Here is a 19,371-nt window from a genome sequence, read left to right as displayed (position 1 = left end):
TGGGCCGAGAAACACGGCATTACGCTGCAATACATCCAGCCCGGCAAGCCGCAGCAAAACGCATACGTCGAGCGCTACAACCGAACCGTACGAACCGACTGGTTGAGCCGAAACCTATTTGAATCGATCGCTAACGTCCAGGACGCCGCGACCGAATGGCTAACGAACGCCCGAACATGGCGCTCGGCGGCATCACACCCAAGCAGAAACTGGGCATGGCCGCTTAGCTCCACTTTTGATTCGCGTTAAAAATGGGGGGATTACCCTGGCCCTAAATTTACCGCGATCCAGAACGGCGCGACTGTGGCAATGCAAGACGTGACCCCAAAATCTCAATTGTGTGCGTACAACGTAAGACTTGCTCCCAACCTTCCGCTCGGTGGTGCGACAGCACTACGTGCTGGTCGAATGGACAGTCCTGGCGGTCTCGCTGATCTCGTTCGCCGCGTTCGTCGTCGACATGCGCTGGGCCGTTCGCACCTGACGCGGCGGGATCGGTTCCTTGGGCACGCGACATCGGATGCAAAGCTCGGTCTGGAACGGTGCGATTGTGGCAATGCAAGACGTGACCCCAAATTTTCACAGAAAGTCTCTCGCGAAAAGCTCAAACGTATCTTGGAGACCTTCCCCAAGGTGGGCTTCGGGAATTTCTTTGAAATTGATTGCCGACATAGTATGTGAAATAGATCTAACGCCGAAGCTCAGTTGCCGGCCGAAGCGCGGCCGCGCTTTGGGCAGTCAACTGCAGCGATCTGTTAGCTTGCATATTTGCCATGCACCCTCCAGAACGCCGGAAGAATTAGAAGAAAATACGCGGCTGCCATACCAGAAAAAACGACCCAAGCAATATAGAAAACCTCTGGACCTGCTTCGCGGTTTGGTAACGAAGCCAAAAGCGGCGAGAAAGGCAACATTGTTAAAAGTAAAAGCCAGAGTACGACGATTTGGATAAACTTAGCGAACGCCCAGATAATGATTGGCCTGGTTTCATTCGGCAACACTGACTGAGCCACTTCGCGAGACGGATCGTCGAGCCGCGACAAACTGAATACAGCGACTCCGAAGCTGAAAATGACAGCGAGTTGCATAGGGAAAATAACGAAGGCAAAGAAGGACTCGATATTTCGAAGACTCAGAAAATACATGCTTAATGAAAGCAGCAGACAAGCCACAGAACAAGTTCTTGCGATACGTTCCCACGAACTTTTCATATGCGAGCTAACGCCGAAGCTCAGTTGCCGCCGGAGCGGCCGCAGGCCGCGGAGGGAACCCCAAGCGCGGCAGCGCTTCGGGCGGTCAACTGCAGCGCCTCGTTGTACGTGAACTGCATGGCTTGTCGGTCCCCCAAACTGGCCAGCGGGCCACCAAGCCCGACGCGCCGAAAGAAAGAAATTCCGAACTCGAACTTACCGCGAATGGCCACTGACGGAAAGTCGCTTAAGCAGACCGAAGACGGCGAAATTCAGAGCTGGCCGGCGGCGAGAAAAACGGGCCAAGGCTTAGCTACTGGCTGCGATCTGGTAGCCGACTTTGCAGTTCGGCCGAAATACAAACTGACCTCCGTACAACGCCTAAGCTCAGTTGCCGCCGGAGCGCGAAGCGCGAAGGGAACCCAAAGCGCGACAGCGCTTTGGGCGGTCAACTGCAGCGATTTGTTGGGTGACTGCATAGCCGGAAAAGTACCGCTGCCCGGTCGAACGAAGGCAACCGGACTGCCTGAACGGTAACCCACGAGCCTTCAGGCAAATCGGGGCGGTTCAGCCTGCCCATCTATAGAAGGAAGAGAAGGCATTCAGAGCGGTCAAGACCCCGGATCCTAGATCCGAGTGCTACTTAAGATGCGGTAACGTCGCAATTTCAGTCCTTATAACCGAACATGAAAAGCCCCATTGCATCGACATATTTCGGATAGCCCCACCCGCGATTCTGATTCATGAATTTGAACGATCGAGCGATTTGTTGCCGACTGTAGGTGCGAGTCGCATCGCCAAGAACCTCGGATTTCAATTGTAAGGAACCACCGTCGAGGACGACCATGTCGTCGCGTACCACAAAGTCGTAAGTCTCGACCGCGGAGGATTCGGGGTCTGTCCCCTTGAGCTTTTGAATGTCTTGTGCATTGGCGCTTGCATTTTGTGCCTCCTGTCGTGGTATGAGTTCTTCAAGTCCCGCGATGCGAGCCTTCGTCTGGTCGACCTCGTGTCGGGTTTGGACATACTGGCGCTTTTGAAATGCGATTGCATCAGTAATAGCAGCTTCCTTCTTCGGAATTTCTTGCTTCACACGCATGACTTTGTCGCCCAACTCATCGAAATTTGTCTGCAGCTCTTTCTTGAGCGAGTGACGTAGTTCTTCAGCGTTTTCGTATAAGGAGCGTTGCCATTCAAGTTTCGGAACGTCGCGCTTGAGTAGAAGCGCGTCGAGATAGGCTCGCTCCTCGAAAAATTGACTAGTGTCCATCAAAGCGATGCGGTCAAGATTACTCAGCGCCTTTTTTTGAGCCGCCTCATCGTTGCGGATTGAGTAGACCGTCGGGTCATATTTAAAGCCTTTAGGTCTCGTGTAGCGCTCTTTAGCATCAGTGATGTATCCGTTAACGGTGTCGCTCACCTCCCGAAGGGAGTTTTGATTTTCTTCAAGACGGTCCTCGAGCGGAGACCATGCCCAAGAAGAGGCCATCTCCACGCCCTTATACGCCTGTTGATCGAGGAAAGCCTGAGCGTTCCCGGCGATGGCCGGTTGAAGCTTCGCCACCTCATTCTTTTCAGACTCGATCACAGACCGAAGTTCGCCGATCGTTTGATTGCCATATTCAAACGTATTCACGCCTTTATAATTTTGCCGCGCCTCGGCTTTTAACGATCTTAGTGATTGCTCCAAGGACCGCAAATGATGGTTTTGCCGTTTGAGATCGAACTCAGAGGTGTAGCGGTGGTTCGGCGTCTTCTCGATAAAGGCGATCTTTCTAGCTAGATACCCGTTAGCATAGCTACTGACACCCCTCATATCACAGGTGTAGCGCACCAATTCTCGATCCTTTGCGTCGCGGACCAGCGCCCAATGCGTCGAAGCGCAAACACTACGATTCTCGAGCGATTGGCCGATCAGAAATTCTGGCGACCCCCAAAAATAACTGTTCTTGACTCGATCAATCTTGTCGGCACCGTTGGCTTGCGACGCACAGATCATGAGTAATGAAAAAACGCTAACTACAAGCGGTTGCCAGCTTTTACCCATGAAATTCCCCCCTAATTGACGCCTGCTCATTTCAGCGAATTAGTGTGAATATCGGCCAGCCCCGTGAATCATTTAGTCGCCCAACGCCGAAGCTCAGTTGCCGCCGGAGCAGGCGAAGCCTGCGGAGGGAACCCAAAGCGCGGCAGCGCTTTGGGCGGTCAACTGCAGCGCCTCGTTATACAAGCAAACCACTCAGTTCCGACCGCTTAAAGCTAGCCGGATCCCCAAGGCGATAAATAACGACCCGAGCGCGCGTTCCATCAACTGGCCTACACGTGGACTGCCTTTCAACAGGTTTGATAGTTTTCCACCGACTATCACTAACGGCGGTTCAATCGTGGCCGCAACTACTATAATTAAGGCACCGTGCAAGAATAACTGCATACTTGTTGGTCCTGCGCCCTCGACAACAAACTGGGGCAAGAAAGCAAGGAAAAAGATAGCGACTTTTGGGTTCAACGCCGCGACCAAAATACCTTGCCGAAATATTGCCAAGCGAGAAGCGTTAGCATTACGGGCTTTTGGCTCGCCCTCTGTGCCATCAGTGCGCCAAGCTTGTATACCAAGCCAAACGAGGTAGCCGGCACCAACCCATTTAACAACAGCAAATGCAGCAGCAGATGTCGCTACAATCGCTGATAATCCAATAGCCGCAAATAGCACGTGCAAAAAAGCGCCACTCCAAATGCCGAACATGGCTGCAAATCCCGAACGAGCACCATCACGCGCAGTTTGGCCGAGGATAAACGCCATATCCGGGCCGGGCGATAAGTTTAATAAGAAGGCCGCCGTAAAGAATGTAAGCCAATGTGCCAACGAGTAATCAAACATATTGTGCATCCTCCTAATTGAGCCTTCGGCGCAGAGTTACAATTCTGACTTGCGCGTGATCAGTGTATAACGCCCAAGCTCAGTTGCCGGCCGAAGCGCGGCAGCGCTTTGGGCGGTCAACTGCAGCGGCACGTTAGGCACGGCCGTCGACCACCATTCTTTTGAAGGATTTATCATAAACGATCTCATATGACTTAAATGCCAACCTACTTTTGTATACTCCTACGCGTTCACCTTTAGGAAGCACCTTGGCAAGGTCATGATGCGATAGAGAGCATAACGGACCAAAGATAATATTTTTGAGTCTGATTTCGCGGCTTAAACGTTCAAAATATAGACCGTTTTCCCGAGAGCAATCAGCCAAATTCACAAACACTCTGATCTCTTGCTCATCCCGCCAATGTGTTGATTTAGTGGTGGCGAGCTTGATTGCATCGTCTTCGCTGAAACCGCCCTGCCTGATTCGCGCATCGACATCTAATACGTGTCGCCTTAAGCGATAGTGCACTTCGTTTACAACTTCATCGTCTATATCAAACTCGAAAGCCACTCCTGAGTGTTTGTCTGCGTAATGGCTCCATAGGAGCGGGCTTTTACGTGAGCGACTGAAGCACAACAGACCAAACCTGTCAGAAGTCCATCGTTTAAAATCTCGGAAATTTTTTCTAAATTGAGGCTGCGATAATTCCGCACCTAAAAGCTCGAATGGATCATTGAGTTCGTCAAAGCGTGAAACCTTTAACCGCCAATGCTTAATGGCAAGTAAAGCGAACTCAGCCTGAGTGAAATGAAAAGCTCGCATATCTAATACTGCCTAACGCCTAAGCTCAGTTGCCGCCGGAGCGGCCGAAGGCCGCGGAGGGAACCCAAAGCGCGGCAGCGTTTTGGGCGGTCAACTGCAGCGACTTGTTGGGTGACTGCATAGCCCTGAATTTGCCGCCGTTTGGTTAACGAAGGTGACCAGGCCGGCTGAACGAAGCCTGCGGTTTGTAGCTGATAGATCCCCCATACCTTGAAGATAGCAAAGCTCGAACGAAACCGCTTGGCTAGCCGCCTACTCCGAGCATCAAACGAGGCCCGCTTTCCAGCTTCAAACGAAGGGTCCAGAACAGCTTACGACTACGAAGGCTGAATTTGCCGAGACACGGCAAACTGACATCGAAGGCGCCAAGAGCAAAATAACCATTGTTATTCGACGGACGGGACGCCAAATAGCGAAGACGATTCAGCCGTTTTTATTGCCTGCCGACCCGATGCGCCAGCACAAAAGCCACAGTTACCCAACGCCCAAGCTCAGTTGCCGCCTGAGCAGCCGAAGGCTGCGCAGGGAACCCGAAGCGCGGCAGCGCTTTGGGCGGTCAACTGCAGCGACCTGTTGGGCCACCGTTTTCATTCGAAATACCCGCGGACGGATACGGTGCCGCCAGCATATCCACCATATTGTCCAGCCGATCACACTCGTTCAGTTGAGCAACTAGAGCGGATTCGTAGTGTCTGAATTTACGTACAGCGCTTTCGTTAGACGTATCAACATGCCGCGTGATACCAGACCGAAACTTGTTGATCATCCTACGAAGATTATTTATGGAGTTTTTCTCTTTTGCGACATCAAGCCGAGCCTCGGCGCCGATAGTGATAAAACTCGACAACCGCTTAAAGGGGAAAATTGCATCAACTTCCGTGTCGCGCCTCACCATCCGTTCGTACATTTCAACAACACACTCATCGCCACACTCGGCGACGTAATCTCTGATCGACGGATCTAGTTCTACAAAGGGTGTGCCTCGATCTTCGGCATCTTGTTTAAAAGCGCTAACTGTACCTTCTCGTCTATAAGCATCCTGATACCCAGGCCCGATAAATTCATGCCCGCGATGGAAGATTTTTCCGCGTCTAACATGACCTCGGCACATCAACCCTTTTTCTAGAAGTCTAAAAACGGCGAGATAACACTGATTTACTATGGTGATTGCGCCGCTAGGCGACACTTCGGCAGAGACGATCACACAGTCTGAGGTTTGCGTTAGTTCGAACCCCACGTCCCTCGCGTACCTTAGTGCGCAAGGGCAAATAGTGGGTCCATCCGTTCGAATTGCTTCAACATCGCTGTCGCTGCCCAGCAGTTTAGTGGCATCACGTAAATCGGCTAAAGAAAGTGAGCCCTCTCCTTCTGCGTTTTCGACGGCCGACGCAAATCCAAGGATATCCACAAAGGCGATAAATTTTTCTTCATATTTCATAGTTACCGCCACCATGACCACACGGCCCAACGCCAAGTATACGGCTGATGGGACACTCGGGGTCAGGTCTTGCATTGTGCATATCCACGCGATAATTACTCACGCGAAAACTAGCCGCGAGATACGACCCGATGAACAATCTCGGCATTTCCCCATGGCTCATTCGTAGCGAATAATTAAACCGCGCACAAACGGGTTGGCCTCATGGACAGCGCGCTGGACCGCACCAATAAAAAATTCACTGTAAAAACAGCGGCGTTCGGAATCTAGCCGATTAGTCTAAGACCCTACTCCCACTAATAGTCCCCGGCGGCTTCCCAGTCACGTCGTAGACCAATCAACGCGCGACCTTAGGGTCATATCTTGCATTGCCACATTCACGTTATTCACGGTGCCTGGCTTTCAACTCGCTGGTTCGTCCACCGAGTAACCGCTTTCACGCTGATGCCGTATCGACATAATGGCGACAAGGTCACGCGCCGGCAAGAATCGATACAGGGCAACATAACCGGTGCGACCTCGAGAGATAACCAGTTCGCGAACGTCGGGCGAATACGTGCGCCCAATGAGCGGGTGATCTTCGAGCGTTTCGATTGCCGTAGTGATGAGACCTAGGGTTTCCGAAGCCACGTCCGGCTCTGTATCAATGAGAAATTCGGTCACACGCTCAAGATCGGCCAAAGCCCGGGCGGCATAGATTATTCACGCCACGGTTTCGGCTGCGGCCTTTCGGCTGATTCGCCACGCACACGCGCGTGGATATAACGATGGACCTCCCCCGCATCGTAGCCTTCGCCGCTTTCCCACATCTGTTCGTATGCGGCATCGGCATCGGCCAGCAAAGCGCGTTGCTGATCTGCTGCGACGAACGTCTTCTGGAGGGATTTCAGCATGATCGCACGCATGATTCTGCGATCGCGCTAAGCAATACTCTGAGTTCGTGGGAAAGTTCTAACGATGTGGTGGGCATACCGGCACCAGAGGCAGCAATGGCTACATCAAAATAACACCGTCGTGCCTAACTGTTAGCCGAAAAGCCTGCGTGTCAGCGCGATACGCTTGCCGGCTCGCTACGCCCTCAGGCCATCAAGGCTTCCAGTTCACGCGAGCGGTCGGCCGTCAGGCGGCGCGCCTGAATCGCGGTGTTGAGTTCACGTGCGGCGGCACTGACTTCGAGCGTGGCGGTGTCCACCGCGTAGCCATTCTCGGCAAGCCAAGACAATGCATCGGACAAATGCCAGAGCGATGGGTTGCCTTCGTGAATCGCGGCCGGGAACGTCGCGCCATGCTTCGTGGCGATCTTGCGTAGGTTCTGGCGGGACATGCCGACATGCTCGGCAATATCGGTCAAACCCGCATAGTCGGGAAGCACTTCGACCAGTTCGGCGTTGCCAATCGCTTTGCGTGCATCGGCAATGGCGCTTTCGAGCGCCCGCTCGCCGCTTTCGGCTTCGCGACTGAATTCCAGCGCTAGCCGGCCGGGCTGTCCAATACCGGGCAACGCATCATCACAGCCGGCCTCGAAAAGGCGGTCGAGAAGCGCCTGATCATCACCATCGTGATCGTGCAGGCGGTATTTCAGCGTGAAGACATATTCCATTTTTATCTCCACTCGGTCAGTTCGAGTCGCTTGATTTACCCGTGCACTTATCGACTACGCGTTTAATCTGGCGCGCATGCGCTTCGGGATTTTTTGGCGTACTCCAGACACTCGTAATACAGAACTCGCCGCACCGGCAATCGCTGTCATTGTGCGGGCAGAACAACCGGCCCCAGGCATGGCCGCGGCTCTTTTCGATACGCCAGCCATGCGTTTCGGCATGCGCGACGGCTTGCTCTATCGCTTTGTCTGGATGCTTGAAGTCGCGCGCCATCCGACAGCCCCAATATCGGTTATAGTACCGCAGTTGTCAAGTGACAACTAGCGTCCTACTCCCACTCAATAGTCCCCGGCGGCTTCCCGGTCACGTCGTAGACCACCCGAGAAATCCCGTCCACTTCGTTTACGATCCGCGACGACACCTTGCCGAGCAGTTCATACGGCAGATGCGCCCAGCGGGCGGTCATGAAGTCGATGGTTTCGACGGCGCGGATGGCGATGACGTGTTCGTAGCGGCGGCCGTCGCCCATGACGCCGACGCTGGAGACGGGCAGATAGACGGCGAAGGCCTGGCTGACCTTGTCGTACCAGCCGGAGCTGCGCAGTTCTTCGATGAAGATGGCGTCGGCGGCGCGAAGCTTGTCGGCGTATTCTTTCCGCACCTCACCCAGAATGCGCACGCCCAGGCCCGGCCCCGGGAAGGGGTGGCGCATGAGCATGTCGCGCGGCAGGCCGAGGGCGAGGCCCAGTTCGCGGACTTCGTCCTTGAACAGTTCGCGTAGCGGCTCGACGAGGCCGAGCTTCATGTCGGCCGGCAGGCCGCCGACGTTGTGGTGGGACTTGATGACGTGGGCCTTACCGGTGGCCGAGCCGGCGGATTCGATGACGTCCGGATAGATGGTGCCCTGGGCGAGCCAGTCGATGTTTTCCAGCTCGGCGGCGTGGGCATCGAAGACTTCGATGAAGGTGTTGCCGATGATCTTGCGCTTGGCCTCCGGGTCCACCTCGCCTTTCAGGGCGTTGAGGAACTGGTCCTCGGCGTCGGCGCGGATGACGCGGATGCCCATGTGCTCGCCGAAGGTGGCCATGACTTCGTCGCCTTCGCGCAGGCGCAGCAGGCCGTTGTCGACGAACACGCAGATCAGGCGGTCGCCGATGGCCTGATGCAGCAATGCGGCGGTGACGGACGAATCCACGCCGCCGGACAGGCCGAGCAGCACGCGGTCTTCGCCGACCTGTTCGCGGATACGGCCGACCAGGTCGTCGATGATGTGTTCGGACTGCCACAGCTCGCCGCAACCGCAGATCTCGTGCACGAAGCGCGCGAGGATGCGCGTGCCCTGGGTGGTATGGGTGACTTCCGGATGGAACTGGATGCCGTAGTAGCGGCGCTCTTCGTTGGCCATGCCGGCCAGCGGCGCGCCATCGGTGGTGGCGATGGGCTTGAAGCCGTCGGGCAGCGATTTGACCCGGTCACCGTGGCTCATCCAGACGTCGAGCAGGCCGTGGCCTTCGTCGTTGACGTGGTCCTGGATATCGGTGAACAGCTGCGAATGGCCGCGGGCGCGGACCTGGGCGTAACCGAATTCGCGGATGGATGAGGTTTCCACTTCGCCGCCGAGCTGGGCGGCGATGGTCTGCATGCCGTAGCAGATGCCGAGCACTGGCACGCCGAGGTCGAACACGGCCTGCGGGGCGCGCGGGCCTTCGTCCACGGTGACCGATTCCGGGCCGCCGGAGAGGATGATGCCGTTGGGATTGAAGGCGCGGACCTGGTCGTCGGTGACGTCCCAGGCGTAGATCTCGCAGTAGACGTTGGCCTCGCGCACGCGGCGGGCGATGAGCTGGGTGTACTGACTGCCGAAGTCGAGGATGAGGATCTTTTCGGCGTGGATGTCCTGGGTCATGGGGTATCCGTGGCTCAGTGGCTTTTCGTTGAAGACGTTATCCGCAGATTGACGCAGATGAACGCAGATTAAATACGGAAAGGAAACGGATCTGCGAATAGACACAAGGAAGCGCAAATGCAAAGCCGGCACCCAAGACGCGCGTGAGCGCTACGGCGCCTCTTGCATGCGGCTGTTCATTCATCTGCGTCAATCTGTGTTCATCTGCGGAACATGCTTTCCTAAATGAAAAAGGCGCAGACCGATGCCGACCTGCGCCCTTTGATGCATCTGACCAATACGCCTCAGTCGACGCGGTAGTTCGGCGCTTCCTTGACGATATTCACGTCGTGGACATGCGACTCGGTCATGCCGGCCGAGGTGATCTGCACGAAGGTCGGCTGGGTGCGCATTTCGGTGATGTTGTGGCAGCCGGTATAGCCCATGGAGGCACGCAGGCCGCCAATGAGCTGATGCACGATGCCGCCGAGCGGGCCCTTGTAGGGCACGCGGCCTTCGATACCTTCTGGGACCAGCTTCTGGATTTCCTCGGACGGGTCCTGGAAATAACGATCGGCGGAACCGGAATCGCCGCTCATCGCGCCCAGCGAGCCCATGCCGCGATAGGCCTTGAACGAGCGGCCCTGATAGAGCTCGATTTCGCCCGGTGCTTCCTCGGTGCCGGCGAACATGCCGCCGATCATCACCGTATGCGCGCCGGCGACGATGGCCTTGGCCAGATCGCCGGAGTAACGGATGCCGCCGTCGGCAATCACCGGCACGTCGGTATCGGCGATCGCGGCCACGACATTCGCCACCGCGGAAATCTGCGGCACGCCGATGCCGGCGACGATACGCGTGGTGCAGATCGAGCCAGGGCCGATGCCGACCTTGACCGCGTCCACGCCGGCCTCGACCAACGCACGGGCGCCCTCGCCCGTACCCACGTTGCCGCCGATGATCTGCAAATCGGGGAACCGTTTCTTGAGCTGGCTCACGGTTTCCAGCACGCCGGAGGAATGGCCGTGGGCGGTGTCCACGACGACCACGTCGACGCCGGCATCGACCAGCGCCTGAACACGGGCGAACGTTTCCGGGCCGGGGCCGACTGCTGCGCCCACGCGCAGGCTGCCGTTGCCGTCCTTGCAGGCATTCGGAAAATCCGAGGACTTCTGAATGTCCTTGACCGTGATCATGCCGCGCAGTTCGAAGGCGTCGTTGACCACCAGCACCTTCTCGATGCGGTGATGATGGAACAGACCGAGAATCTCGTCGCGGTCGGCGCCTTCACGCACGGTGATGAGTTTTTCCTTGGGCGTCATCACGCTGGTCACGGGGGCGTCGAAACGGGTCTCGAAACGCAGATCGCGGCTGGTGACGATGCCCACCGGCACGCCGTCCTTGACCACCGGCACGCCCGAGATACGGCTGGCGCGGGTGAGTTCCAGCACCTCGCGGATGGTGGCCTCGGAGCCGACCGTGATCGGGTCGGAGATCACGCCGGATTCGTATTTCTTGACCGTACGCACATGCTGCGCCTGGATTTCCGGCGGCATGGACTTGTGGATGATGCCGATGCCGCCTTCCTGCGCCAGCGCGATGGCCAGGCGGGCTTCGGTAACCGTATCCATGGCCGCGGAGACCAGCGGCAGGTTGAGTGTGATACCACGCGTAAGCCGTGTCGACAGGTCCACGTGGCGAGGCAGCACGTCGGAATAGGCTGGCTGGAGCAGGACGTCGTCGAACGTCAGGGCTTGCTCGCTGATTCTCAGAGTCATAGGCTCGCCGGCAGTGGGCGGGCTTTCGCGAACACGAAAGGAGCCGCCGCAAAGACCGCAAATTATAAAGGAACGTCCCACCCTTTCATACACGCGCGCCGATAAACTGCGCACACCGCCCGAGAGTAGACCGCCGCCCATGCCGAACCCGCCGCTGCACCGAGACCCGGCCCGCAACGCCCCCGAACGTGTGGTGTTTTCGGTGAGTGAACTCAACGGCTCGGTGCGCGAATTGCTGGAGCACAGTTTCGGCCTGCTCTGGGTCGAGGGCGAGATATCCAACCTGGCGCGACCGCGCTCCGGACATATGTATTTCAGCCTCAAGGACAGCGGCGCACAGGTGCGCTGCGCGTTGTTCCGGGGCAAGGCGCGTCTGATCCGCGGCCCGCTCAACGATGGCGACCAGGTGCGTCTGCGCGCACGCGTGAGCATCTACGCTGCGCGCGGCGACTATCAGCTGATCGTCGAACACGTGGAGGCCGCCGGCGACGGCGCCCTGCAGCGCGAATTCGAACAGCTCAAGGCACGCCTGGACGCGGAAGGCCTGTTCGCCGAGCAGTTGAAGCGCGCCCTGCCCGCCGCGCCCGCGCGCATCGGCGTGATCACGTCGGCGACCGGGGCGGCGATTCGCGACGTGCTCAGCGTGGTCTCCCGGCGTTATCCGCTGGGCGCGGTGCGGGTGTATCCGGTACCGGTGCAGGGCGACGCGGCCCCCGCCTTGATCGTGAAAGCACTCGGGCGCGCCAGCGAACGCGCCGACTGCGACGTGATTCTGCTGGTGCGCGGCGGCGGTTCGCTCGAGGATCTGCAGGCGTTCAACGACGAGCGCGTGGCGCGTGCCATCGTCGCCTGCGAGGTGGCGGTGGTCTCTGGCGTGGGCCACGAAGTGGATATCACCATCGCCGATTTCGCCGCCGACGTGCGCGCAGCGACACCCTCGGCGGCCGCGGAACTGGTCTGCCCCGACCTGGCCGCGCGCGCGGCGGTGCTGCCGCAGGCAAGCACGCGCCTGCAGGCACGTATGCGGGCACGCCTGCACGACGCCCGCCAGCGCCTGAACCAACTCGAACTACGGCTTACGCGCCAGCATCCGCGCCGGCGCCTGGAGGTGCCGATGCAGCGCCTGGACGACGCCGAACAACGCCTGCTGCGTGCCCTGCGCGCCCGCATGACGCGCGCCGACGAGCGTAGCGCGATGCTGGCCCGTCGCCTGCGTCAGGCCACGCCCGTGCACCGTATCGCAAGCGCGAAGGCGGCGCAGGAATCCTTTTCAAGACGGCTGGATAGAGCGATACGCTCACGTGTGTTCACCGCCGAACAGCGTCTGGGCGGGGTTGCCCGCGCCCTGCACGGCGTCAGCCCCCTGCAAACGCTCGAACGCGGTTATGCTATCGCCCGCGACGCGCAGGGCCAGGTCCTGCGCTCAGCCGATAACGCGGCACCGGGCGACCACGTCGCAATCGACCTCGCACGCGGAAGACTCGACTGCGAGGTTCAGACCGTACACGCCGCGACCGATACCAAAGAGACCTGAATATTTCCAGCGATCACGGCTTGTGCGTATATCGAGGGGTTTGCGCCGGCCGTTACCGAAGACCACGACAGGGGTTGTCACCGATAATGATCAGTCTTTTTACTGCGGCCATGCCGCGCCGTCTGCCGATTCTCGGCGTATTTCTCCTCGTACTGCTTGCCAGCGGCTGCGTGACCGGCCCGCGTCTCGTCACGCCCGAACCGCCGCCGATTCCCGAGGGCGGCCCGCCGGTACCGGAAGCCAACGAAGTGGTGCTGTCCGACAACACCCAACTGGTCGCGAATACCGCGTTCGGCCATATCAAGATCGAGGCCGGCCCCGGCCTGCGGCGCGTATTCACGTGGAACGATGTGCGTCGCGGCGCGATCATGGAGCCGCGCGAAAAACGTTTCGCCGGCAGCCTGGGCATCAAGTATGACGGCAAGCCGCCGGTGTGGCAGACGGCCGAGGGCGTGACCCAGTTGCGCTACGAGGAAGGTCAACGCCGCTTCGAAAACTTCGACGACGCCAAGATCTGGATGCAGATCCGGCGCCTGCACTACACCTACAACAACAGCGGTATCGTCGTCGGCTGGCAGCAGAAAGGCGACACCCTGCACGTCGAGTTGTGGCAGTTCTATATCGACGGCAAACAGCCCACGGTCATGGCCAATGCCGACGATGCGGCCATCGATGTCTCGCCGCTGACCGTCGTGCCGCAGAAGATGAAGCCGCAACTGGTCTACGCGGACGGCCACAGCGAGCCGTACAACACCGAAACCGCCTCTGCCTACAAGGGCGCCGGCGCATCGACGGCAGCTGGTGCCTCGGCGCAGGCAAGCAACTGCAACGTGTTCAAGCGTCTGTTCGGCAAGTGCCCCGCACCCAAGCCCGCGCCTGCGCCCGAAGCCGAAGCCTCCGCGGCAGCCGCAGCAGAGACCGCTCCCCCAGCCGGCAATGCTGATGCGAGCGGCAAGGCAGCCGACTCGACGACGAGCAAAAAAGCCTCGCCGAAGAAAGCTGAAAGCGCGCCGCGTGCCGTAATCGACGGCGGTACGGTCAATATTCGCAGCCGCGCGACGACCAAATCCGACGTGCTTTTCCAGGCCAAGAAAGGCGATTCGGTCGTGATCCGAAAAGAGGAAAAGGATTGGCGCTACGTGGAATTCGAAGACGGCCGCAAGGGCTGGGTCGCCAATTTCCTGCTGAAGCACTAGCAGCGAAGCGATATGGGCAGCGCGCGGCGGTAAAGAGATACCGCCGCGCGCTGCGGTTGCCCCAGATGCGGGCCTGGCTTGCTGAAAACAAGCGCAGACGGCTTAGGCCCGGCGCGACCCCGACGTATTGGCAAGCTGCCGGCGTTTGGGCCTGTACGACTACAGGCCGACAACCTGCCTAACCACGGGTTTATCCTGCGGCGATGGGTTCGATATCTTGGTATGTGAGCGCCATCGAATGGCGCCTCAAACCGCTCGAGCGCTAGGCAGCATCCCATCATCGGCAAGGCAACATCGGGTAGCCAAGGCCGGCCGTGGCAGGCTCGATCTGCGATAACCCAGCTCTTTTCACGACTATCCAATGAACGCCAGCCGTGGCCTGGCGGCGCTGGCCGCCTGCCCCGCTACCGCTTGCGCGGACGCTTGTCCTTGTTTTGGCCTTTGTTTGGGCCCTTGTTCTGGCCCTTGCTCTTGCCGTACCCCTTGTCCTTGGGTTTCGGCCGGGTCTTGCCGTCGGACGGCGACGCGAACGGATTTTCGCTGTTCTTGAAGAACAGCTGGATCGGGGTGCCGAACAGGTTGAAGCGCTCACGAAAACGACGCATGAGATAACGCTTGTACTCGTCGGACAGCCGCTGTGTCTGGTTGCCGTGAATGACGATCGAAGGCGGATTGCGCCCGCCCTGATGCGCGAAACGCAGCTTGATCCGGCGGCCGTGGATGGCCGGCGGCGCATGCGCTTCGACCGCTGCTTCCAGCTCGCGCGACAGCTGTGACGTGTTGAGTTCGGCGAAGGCCGCCTTGTGCGATGCCTGCACCGCATCCAGCAGCTCGCGCAGACCGGAGCCGTGCAGGGCCGAGATGAACAGCAGCGGCAGATAGTCGAACGCACCCATGCGCTTGACCAGGTCAGCGTGCAGCTTCTCGCGCTGCTTGTTGTCCAGCCCGTCCCATTTGTTGACCACCAGCAGGGTCGCGCGGCCGCGCTCGACGGCCAGGCTCAGCAGGCGCTGATCCTGCGACGACAGCCCGCTGACCGCGTCCAGCATGATGATCACGACCTGCGCCTGCTCGGCGGCCTGCATGGCTTTGACCACGCTGAGCTTTTCGACGAAATCGTCGATACGCGTACGGCGGCGTACACCGGCGGTGTCGACGATCACATACGGCTTGTCATCGAAATAGAATTCGCTGGCCACGGCGTCGCGGGTGGTGCCCGGCGCGTCCTGGGTGAGCATCCGGGTTTCACCGAGAAAACGGTTGACCAGCGTGGACTTGCCCGCGTTCGGGCGGCCCAGCAACGCGATCCGAATGGCATCGCCGTGATAGGCGGTGGACTGGGCGCGCGGCTCGGGCAGATCCGCAAATACCTGCGCCAGGAGGGCGTTGATCCGATCGCCGTGGGTGGCGGATACCGCCCAGGGGTCGCCCAGCGCGAGCGCGTGGAATTCGGCCGTGGCGCTGACCCCGACCTGGCCCTCACTCTTGTTGACGACGACGTGCACCGGCTGCTGCATGCGCCGCAACTGTTCGGCGATGATCCGGTCACCGGGCATCAGGCCCTGACGCGAGTCGGTCACCAGCAGCACCACATCGGCCTCTTCGAGCGCGGCCGTGGTCTGGGCAAAGGCCTGGGCGTCGATATCCTCGTCGTCCTGGCCGATGCCGCCGGTATCGATGACGATATACCGGCGCGAATCGTGGATGGCAAAGCCGTAGTGGCGATCGCGGGTGACGCCCGGCTGATCGGCCACCAGCGCGTCACGCGTACGCGTGAGCCGGTTGAAGAGCGTGGACTTGCCCACGTTCGGGCGGCCCACGAGGGCAATCACCGGCAACACGTTGTTCATGGAAAAACCTGGTGCGCGCGTTATTGCGCGTCGGCCGGCGTGAACCGCAGCGCGGCGACCTCGCCGTCGGCGCCGAGCACGATCACGCGGTCGCCTGCCACCACGGGCTGGCTGCGAATCGCTTCATCCATCGGCCGGCCGCGCGCGATCACGCTGCCGTCATCCGCCGACAGCCAATGCACATAGCCTTCGTAATCGCCGACCAGCAGATCACCGTTGAGCACCGCCGGCGCGGACAGTTGGCGATACTTCAAGCCTTCCTGCTCCCAGCTCTTGCCGCCGGTCAGCCGGTTGACGGCCCAGACATCGCCGTCGCGGTCGGAGGTGAAGATATTGCGGTCGTCGTAGGCCAGTCCGGTCTCGGCGGCGACGTCCTGTTTCCAGCGCACCCGTCCGGAGGTCAGCGACAGCGAGGTCATCTCGCCGCCCACGCTGACCGCGTAGAGTTCGTTGTCGAGCACCAGCGGATCGGCGTCCACATCGACGATGCGTTCGAGTTCGGAGCGGCCGCTGGGCAGCGCGATGGCCTGCTCCCAGCGCTGCTCGCCGGTGGCCAGGTCGAGCGCGAGCACCTTGCCGTTGTCGAGGCCGGCATACACGGTGTCGCCGTCGATGACCGGCGACGAGGTGCCGCGCAGGGTCAGCGTCGGCACATTGCGCTCGATGGTCCAGCGGCGCTCGCCGGTGGCCAGATCCAGTTCGACCAGTCGGCCGTCCAGGGTGCGCGCCACGGCGACATTGTCGTTGGCCGCGGGGGCGGCGATGACTTCGCTGGACAGCTCTGCCGTCCAGGCCCGTTCGCCGGTGTCGGCGGACAGCGCCACCACCTGGCCGTCGCGGGTACCGAACAGCAGCTTGCCGTTGGCCACGGTCGGCCCGGCAATCAGCCGGTCGCCGGTACGCGAACGCCAGATGCGCTTGCCGTTGTCGAGGTTCAGGGCTTCGACATAGCCGTCGCGGTTGGCCACATACACGCGGTTGCCGTTGACCGCCGCCTTGAAGCCGCTCACATATTCGCCCGCGCCTTCGCCGGCATCGGTATGCCAGATGCGCTGCATGCGATAGGCCGGCGACGGCAGTTCCGTGAGCGGCGTGGGCTCGGCCACGTTCTCACCGCCGCCACAGGCGCTGAGCAGGATACCGGCGGCGGCGAACAGGCCGGCCAGACGCAATGTCGTACGCGGGGTATTCATGATGCGGAAGCACTCTTCGGATCGGCCGGGGCGTCGGCCTCGGCGGCCGGCGCGTTATCGGCAAGCTTGGTTTCGAGCGGCTGACGCGGCGTATCCGGCGGCAGACTCTCGAGCGCGAGCTGATAGGACTTGTAGGCCGCCTCGCGGTCGCCCTGGGCGGCATGAATATCGCCCGCCAGTTCGGCATACAAAGCGTCGAAACTCTCGGGATGATCGGTCGCCAGCAGCTTCAGCGCGCCGTCGGCGTCGTCCTGGGTCCAGGCCAGCCGCGCGGCGCGCACGCGGGCGATATTGCGCACGCCCTCGGTGGACGCGTTGTCCATGGCCCAGACCAGCTGCTCGTGGGCCTTGTCGTACTGCTTCTCGTCGACGTAATAGCCAGCCAGTCGCAGCGCAGCATCGGCCGCGTACGGAGTGCCCGAATAATCATCCTTGAGCTGGCCGACGACCTTGATCACGGTGTCGTTGACGTTGCCATCGGCCACGGCGTGCTCGACCTGCTGATAGATACCGGCCGCGCTGACTGCGCGTGTGTCGTGGTACCAGCGCCAGCCCTGCCAGCCGACGATCACGACCACGCCCACCACGGCGCCAATCATGATCGACATGCCGTTGGCAGCCCACCAATGCTTGAACTGTGTCAGTTCTTCGTTCTCGTCGAAATCGGCCATGCGTTTATCTTTACTTTGTTATTGGACAGTGTCGTAGGCGACGCGGACCCGCGCTATGGCGCGGTGGCCACGTCGCGTGTCAACTCAGAAGCGCGGCGATGCGCGCGGGTGCGGCGTCCAGCGCCACCTGTTCCTGCGGACGGCGATCGGTCAGCGGCTTGATCTGGATCTCGCCGGCCGCCGCTTCGTCGTCTCCGAACACCAGCGCCAGACGGGCGCCACTCTTGTCGGCGCGCTTGAACTGCGACTTCAGGCTGCCGCCGCCGGCGTGCACGCGCAGACGCAGATCGGGCAGCGCATCGCGCAGCGATTCCGCCAGGGCCGGCACGCGATTTTCCGCAGCCTCGCCCTTGTAGACCAGATACACCTGCGGGGCAAGATCGGCCAGCGCCACGTCCTGGGCCTGCATGAGCGCGATCACGCGTTCGACGCCCAACGCAAAACCCATCGCCGGCGTGGCGCTGCCACCCAGCTGTTCGACCAGGCCATCGAAGCGGCCGCCCGAACAGACGGCGTCCTGGGCGCCGAGATCGCGGGTGATCCACTCGAACACGGTACGGGTGTAATAGTCGAGCCCGCGCACCAGCCGTGGATTGACGGTGTAGTCGATGCCGAGTGTCTCCAGGCCCCGGCAGAGCGCGTCGAAATGCGCGCTCGATTCGGCGCCCAGATATTCGCGCAGCGTGGGCGCGGCGGCCACCAGATCGGCCATCGCCGGATTCTTGGTATCCAGAATCCGCAGCGGGTTGCGATCCAGCCGGCGCTGGCTGTCTTCGTCCAGCGCGTCGGCATGGGCGCTGAAATAGGCGTGCAGCGCGTCGCGATAATCGGCGCGCTCGGCAGGCGTGCCCAGCGTATTGATCTGCAGGCTCAGGCCAGTGACGCCGAGGGCGGCGAACAGGCGTGCGGCCATGGCGATCTGTTCGATATCCACGTCCGGACCGGTCTGTCCGAATGCCTCCACGCCAAACTGGTGGAACTGGCGATAACGGCCTTTCTGCGGCCGCTCGTAGCGAAACATCGGGCCCACGTACCACAGGCGCTGGGTGGCGTTGTGCAACAGGCCGTGCTCGATGCCGGCGCGCACCGCGCCCGCGGTGCCCTCCGGACGCAGCGACAGCGATTCACCGCCGCGGTCGTCGAAGGTGTACATCTCTTTTTCGACGATGTCGGTCACTTCACCCACGGCGCGCTTGAACAGGCCGGTGCGTTCCATGATCGGCAGCCGGATCTGTTCGTAGCCGTAGGCCGCGAACACACGCGCCGCGGTACGCTCGAGCGTGGTCCAGGCCGCATTGTCGGCCGGCAGCACGTCGTTCATGCCGCGAATCGACTGAATACGCTCGCTCATCTGG

At 60.2% G+C, this 19,371-nt stretch carries 18 protein-coding genes and 1 pseudogene; 4 read left to right on the top strand and 15 right to left on the bottom strand.

All coding sequences use genetic code 11. From position 1 onward, the window contains the following. Positions 1-227 (top strand): annotated as a pseudogene (locus ACFOSU_RS20865) (integrase core domain-containing protein); the annotation flags it as partial. 131 nt (positions 228-358) lie between these two features. Continuing rightward, positions 359-484, top strand: coding sequence for a hypothetical protein (locus ACFOSU_RS20860; RefSeq protein WP_380691980.1), 126 nt, complete (start codon positions 359-361; stop codon positions 482-484). 271 nt (positions 485-755) lie between these two features. Here the strand turns inward: ACFOSU_RS20860 and ACFOSU_RS20855 are convergent, their stop codons facing one another. The 11 genes from ACFOSU_RS20855 to guaB all read right to left on the bottom strand — a co-directional run bounded on the left by ACFOSU_RS20855 (position 756) and on the right by guaB (position 11,566). Beyond that, a complete protein-coding gene (locus ACFOSU_RS20855) occupies positions 756-1,172 on the bottom strand; it encodes a hypothetical protein (RefSeq protein WP_380691978.1) in 417 nt (138 codons plus the stop codon). 685 nt (positions 1,173-1,857) lie between these two features. After that, positions 1,858-3,237, bottom strand: a complete 1,380-nt coding sequence (locus ACFOSU_RS20850) for a hypothetical protein (protein WP_380691976.1) — start codon at positions 3,235-3,237, stop codon at positions 1,858-1,860. A gap of 192 nt (positions 3,238-3,429) precedes the next feature. Next, the gene (locus ACFOSU_RS20845; protein WP_380691974.1) at positions 3,430-4,068 is read right to left on the bottom strand and encodes a LysE family translocator; all 639 of its coding nucleotides are present in this window, start codon (positions 4,066-4,068) and stop codon (positions 3,430-3,432) included. A 133-nt stretch (positions 4,069-4,201) separates the two neighbouring features. Next, complete coding sequence (locus ACFOSU_RS20840; RefSeq protein WP_380691973.1) at positions 4,202-4,870, bottom strand: DUF2971 domain-containing protein; 669 nt, start codon at positions 4,868-4,870, stop codon at positions 4,202-4,204. 556 nt (positions 4,871-5,426) lie between these two features. Continuing rightward, positions 5,427-6,383: a hypothetical protein gene (locus ACFOSU_RS20835; protein ID WP_380691971.1), complete on the bottom strand. Its 957-nt coding sequence runs from the start codon at positions 6,381-6,383 to the stop codon at positions 5,427-5,429. Between the two features lie 327 nt (positions 6,384-6,710). Beyond that, positions 6,711-6,989 carry a type II toxin-antitoxin system RelE/ParE family toxin gene (locus tag ACFOSU_RS20830; protein ID WP_380691970.1) on the bottom strand — a complete coding sequence of 93 codons (279 nt, stop codon included), beginning with the start codon at positions 6,987-6,989 and terminating at the stop codon, positions 6,711-6,713. 17 nt (positions 6,990-7,006) lie between these two features. Next, positions 7,007-7,201: a hypothetical protein gene (locus tag ACFOSU_RS20825; protein ID WP_380691969.1), complete on the bottom strand. Its 195-nt coding sequence runs from the start codon at positions 7,199-7,201 to the stop codon at positions 7,007-7,009. A gap of 185 nt (positions 7,202-7,386) precedes the next feature. Further along, entirely contained in the window at positions 7,387-7,908 is a 522-nt protein-coding gene (locus ACFOSU_RS20820) for a DNA-binding protein (RefSeq protein WP_380691967.1), read from the bottom strand. A 16-nt stretch (positions 7,909-7,924) separates the two neighbouring features. Beyond that, on the bottom strand, positions 7,925-8,182 hold the full coding sequence (locus tag ACFOSU_RS20815) for a hypothetical protein (protein WP_380691965.1): 258 nt from the start codon (positions 8,180-8,182) through the stop codon (positions 7,925-7,927). 55 nt (positions 8,183-8,237) lie between these two features. Then, positions 8,238-9,815 (bottom strand): glutamine-hydrolyzing GMP synthase, encoded by a 1,578-nt coding sequence (guaA, locus tag ACFOSU_RS20810; protein ID WP_380691964.1) that lies wholly within the window; start codon positions 9,813-9,815, stop codon positions 8,238-8,240. A gap of 284 nt (positions 9,816-10,099) precedes the next feature. Then, entirely contained in the window at positions 10,100-11,566 is a 1,467-nt protein-coding gene (guaB, locus tag ACFOSU_RS20805; protein WP_380691992.1) for an IMP dehydrogenase, read from the bottom strand. 145 nt (positions 11,567-11,711) lie between these two features. Here guaB and xseA point away from each other — a divergent pair, with 145 nt between their 5' ends. Together xseA and ACFOSU_RS20795 are read left to right on the top strand one after the other, a co-directional pair. Continuing rightward, positions 11,712-13,106 (top strand): exodeoxyribonuclease VII large subunit, encoded by a 1,395-nt coding sequence (gene xseA, locus ACFOSU_RS20800; protein WP_380691963.1) that lies wholly within the window; start codon positions 11,712-11,714, stop codon positions 13,104-13,106. Positions 13,107-13,192: 86 nt separating this feature from the next. Then, the gene (locus tag ACFOSU_RS20795) at positions 13,193-14,302 is read left to right on the top strand and encodes an SH3 domain-containing protein (RefSeq protein WP_380691961.1); all 1,110 of its coding nucleotides are present in this window, start codon (positions 13,193-13,195) and stop codon (positions 14,300-14,302) included. Positions 14,303-14,706: 404 nt separating this feature from the next. Here the strand turns inward: ACFOSU_RS20795 and der are convergent, their stop codons facing one another. The 4 genes from der to hisS all read right to left on the bottom strand — a co-directional run bounded on the left by der (position 14,707) and on the right by hisS (position 19,367). Further along, a complete protein-coding gene (der, locus tag ACFOSU_RS20790) occupies positions 14,707-16,152 on the bottom strand; it encodes a ribosome biogenesis GTPase Der (protein ID WP_380691960.1) in 1,446 nt (481 codons plus the stop codon). A gap of 20 nt (positions 16,153-16,172) precedes the next feature. Beyond that, complete coding sequence (gene bamB / locus ACFOSU_RS20785) at positions 16,173-17,345, bottom strand: outer membrane protein assembly factor BamB (protein WP_380691958.1); 1,173 nt, start codon at positions 17,343-17,345, stop codon at positions 16,173-16,175. Beyond that, a complete protein-coding gene (locus ACFOSU_RS20780) occupies positions 17,342-18,016 on the bottom strand; it encodes a YfgM family protein (protein WP_380691956.1) in 675 nt (224 codons plus the stop codon). Before ACFOSU_RS20780 ends, bamB begins: the two co-directional genes overlap by 4 nt. Positions 18,017-18,095: 79 nt before the next feature. Beyond that, positions 18,096-19,367 carry a histidine--tRNA ligase gene (gene hisS, locus ACFOSU_RS20775; RefSeq protein WP_380691954.1) on the bottom strand — a complete coding sequence of 424 codons (1,272 nt, stop codon included), beginning with the start codon at positions 19,365-19,367 and terminating at the stop codon, positions 18,096-18,098. Positions 19,368-19,371 lie beyond the last annotated feature (4 nt).

The organism is Salinisphaera aquimarina, assembly GCF_042643355.1.
GTDB lineage: Bacteria > Pseudomonadota > Gammaproteobacteria > Nevskiales > Salinisphaeraceae > Salinisphaera > Salinisphaera aquimarina.
Note: the sequence above shows the minus strand (reverse complement) of the source record. Positions and strands in the feature narration are given on the sequence as shown.